We start from the raw sequence: 14,792 nt of genomic DNA on the forward strand, positions 1-14,792 counted from the left end.
TTATTTCAATATCAGTTTCTCATTATCGCCAAACAATTCATATCCCGACACAATCACCCGGTCGCCAGGCTTCAGTCCTTCGGTAACCTCATAGTACTGCGGATTTTGTCGTCCGATGCGAATGGGGCGGCGAATAGCAAATTTACCACTTTCATCGACAACATACATCCATCGTCCGCCGCTTATTTGAAAAAATCCGCCACGTGGTACCAAAATAGCCTGTGTAGGATCGCCCAACTGCAGATTGATATGATAGGTTTGCCCTGCACGTATATTCTCCGGTCGTCCGGCTGTAAACCGCAAGTCGGTACGGAACTGCCCGTCTTTTACTTCCGGATAGGGCTTTGTCACCTCCAGTTCATAGCTGGCACCGTCACGTGTAAAATCAGCCGGCAGTCCGGGCACAACACGCTCCACGTAATGTTCGTCAATCTGTGCCTGCACCTTCAAATCAGAAGTGATTATCTGACCGATATGCTCGCCCGCAGCTATTGATTGCCCTATCTGTGCGTCAAGGTTGCCCACCTGCCCGTCAATAGGCGCTTTCACCTTCAGGTTCTCAATCCGTTCGCGCACCAGTGCAAGACTCCGCTTCATATTACGTATGTTCTCGTCCAAGCTGCTTACCTGACTTTCACGAAAAATGTTATCCTGACGAATCCGCTCGTCAATGACATCCAACTGTTCTTGAGCCGCATCATACTCTTCCTTGGCAAGGAGGTAATCCTCTTTTGCAATGAGTTGCTCTTTTATCAAGCGACTGTATTGCTCGTAACGGCGCTGTTTCACTATCCTGTCTTTATTCAGCCCGATACGCTCTTGTTTCAAACGCAGGCGTTCCTGCTCCATGCTGATACGGGTATTACGGAGTTCGTTCTCCTGATAAGCCAAATCCGCTTCGCTCTGCATAATACCGATGTTTAGTAACGGATTGCTGAGACGCAGAATCACATCGCCTGCCTTCACCATGGCACCTTCTTCTTTCAGACGTTCTTCCACACGTCCGCCTTCCACAGCGTCCATATAAATAATGCGATTAGGCATTACCTGCCCGATGACACGAATATAGTCGTTAAACTCACCACGGTCAACGGTAGCAATCGTCAGACGTTCTTTCTCCACAGCCATGGTAGAGGCAGTATCCCTGAAAATGAAATATAAAATAACGGCAATGACAAAGGCTATGCCACCTATTATATATAGGTGTTTGCGGGTAATGCCGGGTTTGCGTTCAATAGGTGTATCCATAAGGAATCAATCAAAAATAGGGTTATTATAAATTAGTTATTCGGAAAACCATTATCCTGTTATTCGGGAAGCATCAACTCTGTTATTCAAGACATATTAATTCTGCCCTTATAAGAAACTTATAAGAAAGTTCCTTCCCGATAATATTTCTCCAGTCTCATCATCATTTCTACCTGCAAGCGTACACGAACCAGTTCAGCTTTAGCAGAGATAAAACGATTGCGGGCTTCCATTAACTGAAAGACAGAGATAAGTCCTTCTTCCCACTTTCGTTCGGATTCTTTCAAGACCAGAGTTTCCGCACTCAATTGCTGCAATGCCTGCTGATGTTCCATATAGCCGGCACGCAGGGAAAGAAGGGTCTGTTCAATGTCGGTATATAATTGTTGCTTCTCCAGTTCTTCTTCATTCTTCAGGCGATACAAGTTCAGCTTCAGCTTCCTCTGATTCGTCAGACGTTCAAAACCGCTCAACAAAGGGAAAGAGATACCGATGCCGATATATTTTCCTATATTATCCCGCAATTGCCTGGCAGAAAATGCTGTGTTGTAGAAATTGGAACCGACCGTAAAGCGAGCATAAACAGAAGGAGAAAAAGCTCCGCCCGCCATCGCATATTCTTTACGGGCGGCTTTCTGCTTCAAGTCAATCATACGCATGGCAGGAAGTGTTTCCAACGATTGCCCATACAATGTTTCCGTAGAGGGGAGTGAAAACAACGGGAGTTTATTCAATTCGGCAATCGTATCCTGAATGACAAGTGTATCGCCCCGCCGAAAGCTCATCAACTGTTCCAGATGCAGCAATGCCAACCGGCAACTATTGGCACGGGATTGGTAACGATATATATCGCCTTCCCTACGGGCTTTCACCTCTTGCAAGTCGGAGACGGATTTCAAACCCAGTTCCACAAATGCCTCGGTTTGTTTCATATATCGTTCGCTCAACCGGCTTTGCTCCAAAGCAAGATTCAGAAGTTTTCTTTCCAAAACCAGCTTGTAGTAAGCATCCGTCACTTGATAAGCGAGTTCATTCTGCCTGTCTTTCAGTTCCCATTCGCTACGCTCCCGGTTTATTTTCCGAAAACGTACCTGATTGATACGTGAGAAGCCTTCAAACAAAGATAAAGTCATATCAAGACCTACTGTTCCCTCTTCAAAAGTCTTTTCCGTATAACCATTGGTATCCGGGTCTATCGAACGCCCGAAACGCTTTCCTGTTTCTGCATTGGCTACTATGCGGGGAAGGAATGTACCGATAGCGGCGGTATAATCCGTTCGTGCTTCCTTTATGCCGATAGCACTATTCCGTACAGAGGGATTCTGTTTCCACGCCAGGCGGATACATTCGTCCAAACTCATTGCAGGTTGAGCATACGCAATTGCGGGTAATAAAAACAATAAAAAGAAAATGTTTCTCATTCTTCAGTATATATGCGATTGTGTTCTATACGAATAAAAAAGCAAACATAATGCCACAATATTTAAACTACTGATTACAAGACAGATGACACACACCGCACTCTCGTTCCCGTCCAATTATTACACACCATAACGTCTAAAAATTGGACGTTATCAATAAAGAGCCACCATAACCTGCATACAAACAACAATTATTCAGCGTTCAGGCCATAAGTCTTCCACAGACAGGACATAGAATAAAGCCATGTTTCAGGAAATGTATCATAAAACGTCTAATTATTGGACACTCCCTTGCAGGGAAAAGCAAAAACGAATATCTTTACCCGAAAACTTAAAGAATCATTCAACCCAGACAGATACCCCCAATCTTACATATATGGAAACCGGAACTATTTTAATAGTAGATGATAATAAAAGTGTGTTGACTTCTCTGGAGCTATTACTCGAAAATGAGTTCAGCACCGTCCGTACTGCTGCCAATCCGAATCAAATAACGACACTGCTCACTACCACTTCCATTGATATTGTAATCCTTGACATGAATTTCTCGGCAGGTATCAATAACGGCAACGAAGGATTGTACTGGCTGAAGCGTATTCACGAAATCCGCCCTACCCTCCCTGTGGTGATGCTGACTGCCTACGGAGATGTGGAACTGGCCGTAAAAGCCTTGAAGAACGGAGCCACCGATTTTCTTCTCAAACCCTGGGATAACCGGACACTGGTTCAGAAAATAAAGGAAGCATACAATCATAAATCGAACGGGAAAAGCTCCCCAAAACCAAAGAACCCAACCACCGGCTCCGGTAATCCGAACAAACCGGAAATGCTGATAGGACATTCTCCTGCCATGCTACAATTAATAAAGGTGGTCAATAAAGTAGCCAAGACCGATGCCAACGTCTTGATAACCGGAGAAAACGGAACCGGAAAGGAAATGCTGGCAAGGGAGATACACCGCCTGTCTCCACGCAATACCCGCTCCATGTCAAGTATTGATATGGGAGCCATCAGCGAATCCCTCTTCGAAAGCGAACTTTTCGGTCACGAGCGCGGAGCTTTTACGGACGCTTATGAAAGCCGTCCGGGAAAGTTCGAAGCAGCCAGCGGCAGTTCGCTTTTTATGGATGAGATTGGGAATCTTCCCCTTGCATTGCAGGCCAAACTACTGACCGTACTGCAAAACAGGAATATCACCCGAATCGGAAGCAACAAAGTCATCCCCGTTGATATCCGGCTCATTTCCGCCACCAATAAAGACATTCCGGAAATGGTGAAACAAGGAATATTCCGCGAAGACCTGTTCTACCGTATCAACACCATCCACCTGGAAATCCCTCCATTACGGGAACGGGGAGACGACATACTCCTGTTCATCGAAACTTTTCTCCACCGTTTCGCATCAAAATACCAACGTCCGGAAATGCGGATGCATGAGCAAACGATTGAGAAACTACGCTCCTACCACTGGCCGGGCAATATCCGGGAATTACAGCACACTATCGAGAAAGCCGTTATATTATGTGAAGGCAACGTGATACGTCCCAAAGATATTCTGGTAAAACAAACCTGGAAACCGCTGACCACCAGCACTGTCCCCAATCTGGAAGAAGTGGAAAGACAGGCCATTGAAACAGCTATTCTGCAAAATAACGGAAACCTGACTGCCGCTGCCGAGCAACTGGGAATCAGCCGTCAGACACTCTATAACAAACTAAAACGCTTCAAACCCTGAACAACACATGATATTCAGCCGACACATCTATTGGATTATATTGCTACACGTCATGCTCATTCTCGTCACCTCGGGAACAGGTGCCTGGCTTATCATCTCACAACGCGGATTTGTAACAGGCACATTATTGATTGTCTGTTCCCTCTTCCAAATCAGCGGACTGGTGAACAAGCTAAATTCATTCAATCAAAAGTTGCGTATCTTTTTCGATGCCATAGAAGATAAAGACAATATGCTCTACTTCCCCGAACACCACGTCAGCAAGGAACAGGAAAAGCTGAACCGTTCTCTCAACCGCATCAATCTACTGCTCGCCAAAACCCAATCTGAATATTCCAGACAGGAACACTTCTACCGCTCACTCCTGGAAGAAGTGCCCAGCGGGGTATTGGCATGGGATTCTACCGGAAAGATAATCATGGCAAACAGTGCCGCCCTCTCCTTGTTAGACTGCCAGCAATTAACCCGATACCGGCAATTGGAGTCCCTGTTGCAAGAAAAAGGGAGAAAGGAACATCTCAGCCTTTCGGAAAGCCGGATGAAACTACAAGATGAGACAATCACCCTCTTATCTATCAAGGATATCGGCGACGAACTTAGCGACAAGGAAAGTGAATCATGGAACAAACTAAGCCACGTGCTCACCCATGAAATAATGAACACCATTGCTCCCATTATCTCCCTGTCGCAAACACTATCCGCCTATCCGGACATCAACGAAAAAGCGGTTCGCGGGCTCCGCATCATTCAGGCGCAAAGCGAACGCCTGTTACAATTTACCGAATCATTCCGTCACCTCTCCTACCTGCCCCAACCCGAAAAGAGACTTTTCTCACTTTCGGCAACCCTGCAAAATCTCCGGGAACTCCTGTCCGGCGACTTCAAAGAAAACAATATCGCCTTCACACTGACCTGCCGTCCCGAAACAATTTATATGAAAGGCGATGAGAACCAACTCTCCCAAGTCCTGCTCAACCTTCTGAAAAACGCCATGCAAGCGCTGGAAGGAAAGAAAGAAGGAAGAATCAGTATCCGCGCACAGCAAGACGAACGCATATCCATTGACATTGAAGACAACGGCTCAGGGATTTCACCCGAGTTACAAGAAAAGATATTTATTCCTTTTTTTACTACCAAATCAGAAGGCAGCGGCATCGGATTAAATCTATGCAAACAAATCGTCCGCCTTCACGGCGGGCATCTCACCATTCAGGAAAGCAAACCCGGCAAAACAGTTTTTCATATTGATATGCCATTATAAAACAAACCTTTCCACCTCTTTGAGTGTTTATTGTGTAAACGAATTACTTACACGATATGAGCATCAAAGAACAATACTGGAAATATTCCCTCATTGTCATTATCCTGTTTATGGGAGTTATCATCTTCCGGCAAATCACTCCCTTTCTAGGGGGATTGCTGGGAGCACTTACCATCTATATACTGGTACGTACGCAAATGAACCACCTGACGGAAAAGCGGAAAATGAAACGCAGCGTCAGTGCGCTACTGATTACGGGAGAAACCATATTAGTGTTTCTTGTCCCTCTCGGATTGACAATATGGCTGGTAGTGAACAAACTTCAGGACATCAATCTGGCCCCGCAGACTCTCATCGAGCCTATCCAGCAAGTAGCGGAGTTTATCAAGGAAAAGACAGGATATGATGTACTGGGCAAAGATACATTGTCATTCATCGTCTCCATTCTCCCCCGCATCGGACAGATAATCATGGAAAGTGTCAGCAGCCTTGCCATCAATCTGTTCGTCATGGTATTTGTACTTTACTTCATGTTGATAGGCGGGAAAAAGATGGAAGCATATGTCAATGCCATTCTCCCGTTCAATGAGTCAAACACGCAGGAAGTGATTCACGAAATCAATATGATTGTACGTTCCAACGCTATCGGTATCCCTCTGCTGGCTATCATCCAGGGATGTGTTGCCATGATAGGCTATCTTATCTTCGGAGCGCCCAATATTTTACTATTAGGTTTCCTCACCTGTTTCGCTACCATCATTCCGATGGTGGGCACTGCCTTGGTATGGTTTCCCGTAGCCGCCTACCTTGCCATCAGCGGGGACTGGTTCAATGCCGTCGGACTCACTGCATATGGAGCTATTGTCGTCTCACAGTCCGACAACCTGATTCGTTTTATCCTTCAAAAGAAAATGGCAGACACCCATCCGCTGATTACCATCTTCGGAGTAGTCATCGGTTTACCGATATTCGGATTTATGGGAGTTATCTTCGGCCCGCTATTACTCTCGCTATTCTTTCTTTTTGTCGATATGTTCAAGAAAGAATATCTGGATTTACGAAATAACCTGCCTTCGAGATGAGGGACTACCGAAAAAATGCGTACTTTTGCGGTCGTAAAAACGACACTATAATTCAATGGAAGCATTTACATTCAATACTGTCGAGCTGATTCTTTTATCGGCGGCAGGTATTCTTTTTATCATTCAGCTTATTTACTATTTCGGTTTGTACAACCGGATATACGTACGTAACAGAGCAGTGCGCAAAGAGGAAGTTCACTTCACACGGGAATTGCCGCCACTTTCCGTCATCATCTGCGCGCGCAACGAAGCTGATAACCTGCGTAAATTCCTTCCAGCTATCCTGGAACAGGATTACCCACAGTTTGAAGTCATTGTCATCAACGACGCTTCCACCGACGAGACAGAAGATGTGCTGGGATATATGGAAGAGAAATATCCCCATCTCTATCATAGCTTTACACCGGACAGCGCCCGCTATATCAGCCACAAGAAACTGGCTCTGACCTTAGGCATCAAAGCCAGCAAACACGACTGGCTTGTATTCACGGAAACGAACTGCCTGCCCGCAAGCAACCAATGGCTGAAACTGATGGCACGCAACTTCACCTCGCAAACTCAAATCGTACTGGGATACAGCGGATACGACCGCACCAAAGGCTGGCTGCACAAACGTGTCGCATTCGACACCTTATTCCAGTCATTACGCTACCTGGGCTTCGCCCTGGCAGGAAAACCATACATGGGCATCGGGCGCAATATGGCTTACCGCAAAGAATTATTCTTCAAGCAAAAAGGATATTCCAAATATCTGAACCTGCAACGCGGAGAAGACGACCTGTTCGTCAACCAGATGGCAAACAACACCAATACCCGTGTGGAAACGGACTTCAACGCGACCATGCGGATACAACCCGTTTACCGTTATAAAGACTGGAAAGAAGAAAAAGTCAGCTATATAGCCACCTCACGCTTTTACCGCGGAGCACAACGCTACTTATTAGGTTTTGAAACCTTATCACGCCTGTTATTTTACGTTGCCTGCATCGCCGGTATCGTATTCGGCATCCTTAGCTTCCACTGGGTAGCAGCAGGCATTGCGTTATTACTCTGGCTGATTCGCTACACCGTGCAAGCCGTTATCATCAATCAGACTGCCAAAGAAATGGGCGGCAACAGGAAATATTATTTCTCACTGCCTGTATTCGATATCCTGCAACCGATACAATCATTAAATTTCAAACTCTGCCGCTTCTTCCGGGGTAAGGGAGACTTTATGAGAAGGTGACAAACTCGTTCACTTATATATAGAAGAGAAAAGGGATTTACTCATATCTCATAGAACTTGCCGGATTGATTTTAGTAATCAGGAACGAAGGGCCTATCAACATCAGGACGGCAGCCAGCAATGTGCCGATATTAATCAGAAGGAAAAGCAGGATATTGAAAGAAACCGGAACGGTATCCACATAATAGGTCTCCGGATCGAGCCTGAAAATACCGAACCGGGATTGAAGGATACAGAACGCCAGCCCGATAGCATTTCCCCAAAGCATACCTTTGCCAATCAGGAAAACAGCAAACCAGAGGAAGGTCTTACGAATCGTAAAATTGGTAGCTCCCAAAGCCTTCAGGATACCAATCATATTCGTACGTTCGATAATGATAATCAGCAACCCGGAAATCATGGTAAAACCGGCAACGCCTACCATCAGAATCAAAATCACCCACACATTCAAGTCCAACAAATCAAGCCATGCAAATATCTGGGGATTCAACTGTTCGATGTTACGCACATAATACACGCCGCCCAGTTCATCCTGTTGGTTGTCAGTGTCGACCGCTATTTCATACGTCGTATCTTCGAGCTTATCATAATCTTTCACTTGAAGTTCCACCCCGGTCACCTGCTCCGGCTGCCAACCATTTAAGCGGTTCACCAGGTTCAGGTCAGTCAATAAAAAGAGATTATCGTATTCGGAAAAGTTCGTCTGATAAATCCCGGCAATAGTCAACCGACGCGCACGGACATCGTCCTGTATATAATAGGTATATATTTTATCCCCCAGCTTCAACTTCATCTTCGTAGCCAAAGCCTTGGAAATAAGCACTTGATTGCTGGAAACCGAATCACTGAAAACGGGAATCTCGCCTTCCAACAGATACTCTTGCATGAAACGAGGGTCAAACTCCGGCCCGACACCTTTCAGCACCATTCCCTGAAAAGCATCATCCGTCTTTATCATGCCCGGTTTGGTAGAGAAACGCTGTACATGGCTTATTTCAGGATAGGCGGCAAGGGCTGCCATCATGCTATCCCCTACCATAATCGGATGAGTCTCATAAGAACTCGCCGCATCCAGATTGGTAATCTGGATATGCGAACCGAATCCTATGACTTTATTCCGCACTTCACCTTTAAACCCGATAACCACCGCCACGGCAATAATCATCACAGCCAGCCCGATAGCAATACCCGCCATGGCAATGAGGACCGCAGGACGTGACACCTGCTTTCCGCCATCGCTTTCACGATAGATACGCCGGGCTATGAAAAGTGATAGAGACAATTTTCAGTGATTAACGGTTAGTGATTAATGATTAATCCACTCTTCCCGGATACGCTTCCAAAGCCTTCTGCAAGACAAAAAGCGCGCGGGTTAAATCTTCTTTCTTCAACACATAGGCAATACGGACTTCGTTGATACCGGAACCCGGAGTTGTATAAAAACCGGAAGCCGGAGCCATGAATACCGTCTGTCCTTCGTATTCGAAGTCCGAAAGACACCAGGCACAGAACTTGTCCGAATCATCTACCGGAAGTTTTGCCACCGTATAGAAAGCCCCCATCGGAATCGGAGAATAAACACCCGGAATACGGTTCAAGCCGTCAATCAGGCATTTACGACGTTCCACGTATTCGTCATACGTCTCGCGATAGTATTCTTCCGGAGCATCCAGTGAAGCCTCAGCAGCAATCTGTCCAATCAAAGGGGGACTCAAACGAGCCTGGCAGAACTTCATAACAGCGTCACGTATCTCTTTGTTCTTGGTAATCAGCGCACCGATACGGATTCCACATTCCGAATAACGTTTCGAAACGGAGTCAATCAGTACCACATTATTCTCGATGCCTTCCAAATGGCAGGCAGAGATATAAGGAGAACCGGTATAGATAAATTCACGATAAACTTCGTCGGAGAAGAGGAACAAATCATATTTCTTCACCAGGTCACGAATCTGATTCATCTCGCGACGGGTGTACAGATAACCGGTCGGGTTATTCGGATTACAAATCAGTATCGCTTTGGTGCGTTCATTTATCAGCTCTTCAAATTTCTCCACTTTCGGAAGCGAGAAACCTTCTTCGATAGTCGTGGCAATGGTGCGAATTTTCGCTCCGGCAGAGATGGCGAATGCCATATAATTGGCATAAGCCGGTTCCGGAACAATAATCTCGTCCCCCGGATTCAGGCAGGAAAGGAAAGAAAACAATACCGCTTCCGAACCACCCGATGTAATGATTATATCGTCTGCCGTCAGGTTGATATTGAACTTTGCATAATATCCTACCAGTTTCTCGCGATAGCTACGGTAACCTGCGCTGGGACTGTATTCCAGCACTTTGCGGTCAATGTTGCGTATCGCGTCAATCGCGGCCTGAGGAGTGGGCAGGTCAGGCTGTCCGATGTTCAGGTGAAATACATGGACTCCGCGTTGCTTGGCAGCGTCTGCCAAAGGAGCCAGTTTTCTGATAGGAGATGCAGGCATCTCATTTCCGCGAATGGATATGGTTGGCATAATTTTAACTACAAATTACTTAATTACTATTTACTTTTTCTACTTGGAGTTGCAAATGTACGCAATAATTTGAATACAGAGACATAAAAACTTTAAAAACCTTAGCAAGGTTAAAAACGTTATGGGATTTTGAAAATAAAGCTATACATTTGTCATACGGAAAACTTAAAACAATATCATAATGACCATACACCTTATCTCATTCGCGTCAATCCTTCATAAACAAGCCACGCTGCGCAGTTCGCATGAAGGGATTTTAAGCGAACTCGAAAAATATTATACTGTCAAGCTTGTCGATTATCAAGATATGGATAAGTTGACAAGTGATGATTTCAAGATTATTTTTATCGCTACCGGCGGAGTGGAAAGACTGGTCATCCAACATTTCGAACGCCTTCCCCGCCCTGCCATCTTACTGGCGGATGGCATGCAGAACTCACTTGCAGCCGCCCTGGAGATATCTACATGGCTTCGCGGAAGGGGAATGAAAAGCGAAATCCTTCACGGTGAATTGCCGTCCATTATACAACGTGTACATATACTTTATAATAATTTCCGGGCACAACGTTCTTTATTCGGCAAACGTATCGGAGTCATCGGAACTCCTTCTTCCTGGCTGGTTGCCAGTAATGTTGACTATCTGCTGGCAAAACGCCGTTGGGGCATCGAATACATAGACATTCCGCTGGAACGTGTCTATGAACATTTTCAACAAATCACAGATGAACAGGTGGGTGCTTCCTGTGCCGCAGTCGCCTCGCAAGCTCTCGCCTGCCGCGAGGGAACTCCCGAAGATATTATCAAAGCGATGCGGCTATATCGGGCTATCAAGAAAGTATGCGAGGAAGAGAAACTGGAAGCATTGACATTGAGCTGCTTCAAACTGATTGAGCAAATCGACACTACCGGCTGTCTGGCATTGTCCTTGCTGAACGATGATGGAATAATGGCAGGCTGCGAAGGTGACCTTCAATCCATATTCACCCTGCTCGCCGTAAAGTCTCTAACCGGAAAAGACGGATTCATGGCAAACCCTTCCATGATTAATGCACGTACCAACGAACTTATATTAGCCCACTGTACCATCGGGCTCAAACAAACGGAAAGGTATATTATCCGTAATCATTTCGAGACAGAAAAAGGAATTGCCATCCAGGGACTGCTCCCGACGGGAGACGTGACTATCATAAAGTGCGGCGGCGAATGTCTGGACGAATATTACCTGTCTACGGGAACACTATCCGAAAATACGAATTATATCAATATGTGCCGTACACAAGTACGCATCCGCATGAATACTCCGGCTGAATACTTCCTGAAGAATCCATTGGGCAATCATCATATCCTGGTTCATGGAAACTATGAAGATGCATTAAACGAGTTCTTCTTGGCAAATGCTTGCAAACGAACTGAATAAACCCGTGCCACATTTTTGTATTATTCTTAAGTATTATAGGGGGGAAATACAAAAATGTGGCAGAGCTAATAATCAAACAGTTAAGTCTAAAAACGTCCTATTTTTAAGATAAGTTTACAAAAAACAATAGGATGTTTTTGCCTTTTTCTGAAGGGAAACTGCACTTTTCCTATATCGCACTAATAATCAAAAGATTACTATAACATTCATCTATTATCTTCATATCCAACAGGCAAGTATCTAATTACACTTATGCAACTGCCTGGACAGACAAGTGCAACAATGCGGTTACTCTTGTGTATCACTCCAGTTACACAAGTGCAACCGGATAATTCATTTAGATGAATTGATTAATAGAACGGCAGAAAAGATTAATAGACTAGGAAGAACTTACTAAATCTTCCTATTATTCATCCAAATCAACAGCGAAGTTAGATATTTATATCTTAGATACGGAAGAAACATTCAATGCAAGCATTTAATTGTTTCTTCCGTATCTTTTTATAATAGTATCATCAATCATTATTATCAGGCATACTGAAAGTATTGATTTCATTAGCAGCCAATGTCACTCCGGAAGCTATACTATAATGATAATATCCTCCACTATCTAATTTTATGCGGATCAGATGTCCCGCACCTAAAGTTTGCGCAGGAACAACGGCACGAAATACAGTATCCGATACTTTTTTCATAATAATCCATTCTTCAGTTTCAGCGTCTTTCAGCGTGGCGGTTTGCTTCAACAAATCCACGGTTACCGTACGTTTTGCCTTCATTTCGGCAGAAACACCCACTTTGTCCGAAGGCAAAATGACTTCCACCAATGCCAACTTGTGAGCAAAAGAAAGGGTAATGGAAGTATCGTCCGCAGTAGAAGTGGTATGACCCGCCAGAAGAAGATCACTTTGGTCATAGGCATCTCCTACAGACTGGTCTTTTGCCACCTGATGTTCAAATGTAGTAGTTGTGACAGAAGCTGAATAAGGATAATAACTATAAAAATTCACCGAACTTCCATCTATCGGGAAAGTGATGGCCTTCTCTGCATCCAAGTGATTGCCCTGATAGACATATTTCAGATTTCCCTGACCGTCTATCACATTCAAGCTACTACGATTGACCGCAAAAAGCCCCAACTCGTCATTTGCTACAAAAACAGTTTTATTGCCGGTAGTGGCAGTGCGGGTCAACGAAGAAATACCTATCTGAAAAGATACTTCTTTTCCTGCATTGGATGCAACAAGAGTATGCTCCATCTCCGCCTGTTCACAAGAGAATAAAAGACCGGATGCCATTATTATTCCCATCAGTATATTTTGTTTATTCATATTCGTTCGTATTTAAAAGATTACTATTTCAACTCTGTCATGGAAATTTCCGCTATATAGAAATCCAAATTAGCAACACTGGGATGGCCGAAAGCGATAAAGTAGTCAGCCAACGCCTGTTCGGTCGCTTCGCGGGAGTCCGCTTCCGCATGCCCATACGGATCCACTACCACTTTGGAAAAGTCGAAATCCAGCGTGTATTCCTGATACGTATCTTTCAGATTTACTTGTAGATATCCATTGTAGTTTCCTGAAGCGACAAAGACAGCAGTTTTCAAGTCTGTTCCATTGGCATTCTGAATAAAACACCGGAGATTCGTCCCATTTGTCCCTTTAGCTTTCAGCGTAATTCTGTATTTTGTCTTTCCGGCATTTTTCATACGATAGCCTGTATAGCCAGCAAACCATGACCCCTTGCTGATAAAAGTAGTACGAATGACATTGTGTCCTATTGTCTCATCTTTTTCTACGACAGATTTCAACTGACTTTCGTCCGGAGTTGCATTATTTCTTGTATAGAACCATGTACCTTCTGTTATTTTGCCTAACGGGTCATTCAAGCCATATACCATTGTTCCCAACGGTAAATCTTCAATCAAGGTTCCGATTAAGTTCTCACTTCCGGCCACTTCATTATTACTGCCATTCCCCCAATCAGCAATCGGTTCTTCATCGGTAACGACCTCTATTTTATTAAGTCCCACAGTGACACTGCAAGTATATCGCATTCCCGGTTTCAGTTCACTTATCTCTTCAGTCAAGCTCCACTGATATTCCCGGTTCATCTTTGATAATCTGATACTGGCAACATGGCTATCATCAATAACCGTAGGAAATACCTGCCCGGAAGCTCCATTGGCATCTTCTAAAGCTACAAAACTAATATCTTTTACCTCTGTAACCGCCTCAAACTGTCCCGATACTAAATTAAAATCCGCTTTTGTATTCATTCCGGCAACAGTGATAGCCGATTCTTCCAGATATTGATCTGTGACCCCATCCCCCGCAATCAACTTGAATATAACTTCCGACAATACAGGACGAAGTTCAAAAGTCACCCTATTATTATCCTTACTTAACCCCTTACCATTGCCGGCATATAAAAAGCTAAAATTAGCAGCAGTTGCCTGATTGCTTACATTCAACGGATACCTGTCATCCGTCAAATCCTCTTTCCATGGATAATAAGCAATGATATCCACTTTACTTCCATCCTGCGGATAATAAAGCACATCCTCCTTGGCGGTCGGAGTAAAATAACCCAGCGGCTCCACAGTGGTCTGGTATTGCACATTCTGATAAGATGCCACACACTCCGCCGTATTCTCTTTCAGCATATACATCCCGACAAATTTACCGGCTTTCCAGATTTCTCCTTCAGTTTCCGGATCAAAAGTATAAGCTTTACCGGACAATACAGCCGGAATCTGCTCCAATCGGCTGTCTTCCGTATCGCTATTCTCACATCCGCAGAAAAAGGATGCAATGAACATTCCTGTAATTATATTGAATAACTTATTTTTCATATTGGTATTCATTTAAAAGTTTTTCATTCG

11 protein-coding genes are annotated in these 14,792 nt (G+C 44.5%); 5 read left to right on the forward strand and 6 right to left on the reverse strand.

The window, feature by feature from the left end; genetic code table 11:
• Both ACGHVY_RS11805 and ACGHVY_RS11810 read right to left on the reverse strand, forming a co-directional pair.
• Window positions 1-1,248, reverse strand: a complete 1,248-nt coding sequence (locus tag ACGHVY_RS11805) for an efflux RND transporter periplasmic adaptor subunit (protein WP_308744703.1) — start codon at window positions 1,246-1,248, stop codon at window positions 1-3.
• A gap of 119 nt (window positions 1,249-1,367) precedes the next feature.
• Entirely contained in the window at window positions 1,368-2,669 is a 1,302-nt protein-coding gene (locus ACGHVY_RS11810; RefSeq protein ID WP_308744702.1) for a TolC family protein, read from the reverse strand.
• Between the two features lie 376 nt (window positions 2,670-3,045).
• On the opposite strand from ACGHVY_RS11810, the gene ACGHVY_RS11815 reads away from it, so the two are divergent.
• Genes ACGHVY_RS11815 through ACGHVY_RS11830 form a run of 4 tightly spaced genes read left to right on the forward strand, consistent with a single transcriptional unit; the run spans window position 3,046 to window position 7,975 of the window.
• Window positions 3,046-4,404, forward strand: coding sequence for a sigma-54 dependent transcriptional regulator (locus tag ACGHVY_RS11815; RefSeq protein WP_308744701.1), 1,359 nt, complete (start codon window positions 3,046-3,048; stop codon window positions 4,402-4,404).
• A gap of 7 nt (window positions 4,405-4,411) precedes the next feature.
• Complete coding sequence (locus tag ACGHVY_RS11820) at window positions 4,412-5,665, forward strand: HAMP domain-containing sensor histidine kinase (RefSeq protein WP_308744700.1); 1,254 nt, start codon at window positions 4,412-4,414, stop codon at window positions 5,663-5,665.
• A gap of 56 nt (window positions 5,666-5,721) precedes the next feature.
• Entirely contained in the window at window positions 5,722-6,747 is a 1,026-nt protein-coding gene (locus tag ACGHVY_RS11825; RefSeq protein WP_390599220.1) for an AI-2E family transporter, read from the forward strand.
• A 55-nt stretch (window positions 6,748-6,802) separates the two neighbouring features.
• A complete protein-coding gene (locus ACGHVY_RS11830; protein WP_390599222.1) occupies window positions 6,803-7,975 on the forward strand; it encodes a glycosyltransferase in 1,173 nt (390 codons plus the stop codon).
• Window positions 7,976-8,012: 37 nt separating this feature from the next.
• On the opposite strand, the gene ACGHVY_RS11835 is transcribed toward ACGHVY_RS11830, so the two are convergent.
• A complete protein-coding gene (locus tag ACGHVY_RS11835) occupies window positions 8,013-9,257 on the reverse strand; it encodes an ABC transporter permease (protein ID WP_390599223.1) in 1,245 nt (414 codons plus the stop codon).
• A 31-nt stretch (window positions 9,258-9,288) separates the two neighbouring features.
• Complete coding sequence (locus ACGHVY_RS11840) at window positions 9,289-10,488, reverse strand: pyridoxal phosphate-dependent aminotransferase (RefSeq protein ID WP_022138953.1); 1,200 nt, start codon at window positions 10,486-10,488, stop codon at window positions 9,289-9,291.
• Between the two features lie 181 nt (window positions 10,489-10,669).
• Between ACGHVY_RS11840 and ACGHVY_RS11845 the strand changes: the two genes are divergently transcribed.
• The gene (locus ACGHVY_RS11845; protein WP_308747113.1) at window positions 10,670-11,905 is read left to right on the forward strand and encodes a fucose isomerase; all 1,236 of its coding nucleotides are present in this window, start codon (window positions 10,670-10,672) and stop codon (window positions 11,903-11,905) included.
• Window positions 11,906-12,420: 515 nt separating this feature from the next.
• On the opposite strand, the gene ACGHVY_RS11850 is transcribed toward ACGHVY_RS11845, so the two are convergent.
• Complete coding sequence (locus tag ACGHVY_RS11850; protein ID WP_308747112.1) at window positions 12,421-13,236, reverse strand: fimbrillin family protein; 816 nt, start codon at window positions 13,234-13,236, stop codon at window positions 12,421-12,423.
• Window positions 13,237-13,259: 23 nt separating this feature from the next.
• Window positions 13,260-14,762, reverse strand: a complete 1,503-nt coding sequence (locus ACGHVY_RS11855; RefSeq protein ID WP_390599226.1) for a fimbrillin family protein — start codon at window positions 14,760-14,762, stop codon at window positions 13,260-13,262.
• Between the last annotated feature and the right edge of the window lie 30 nt (window positions 14,763-14,792).

Origin of the sequence: Bacteroides sp. f07, assembly GCF_042854785.1 — a bacterium.
Taxonomy (GTDB): Bacteria; Bacteroidota; Bacteroidia; order Bacteroidales; family Bacteroidaceae; genus Bacteroides.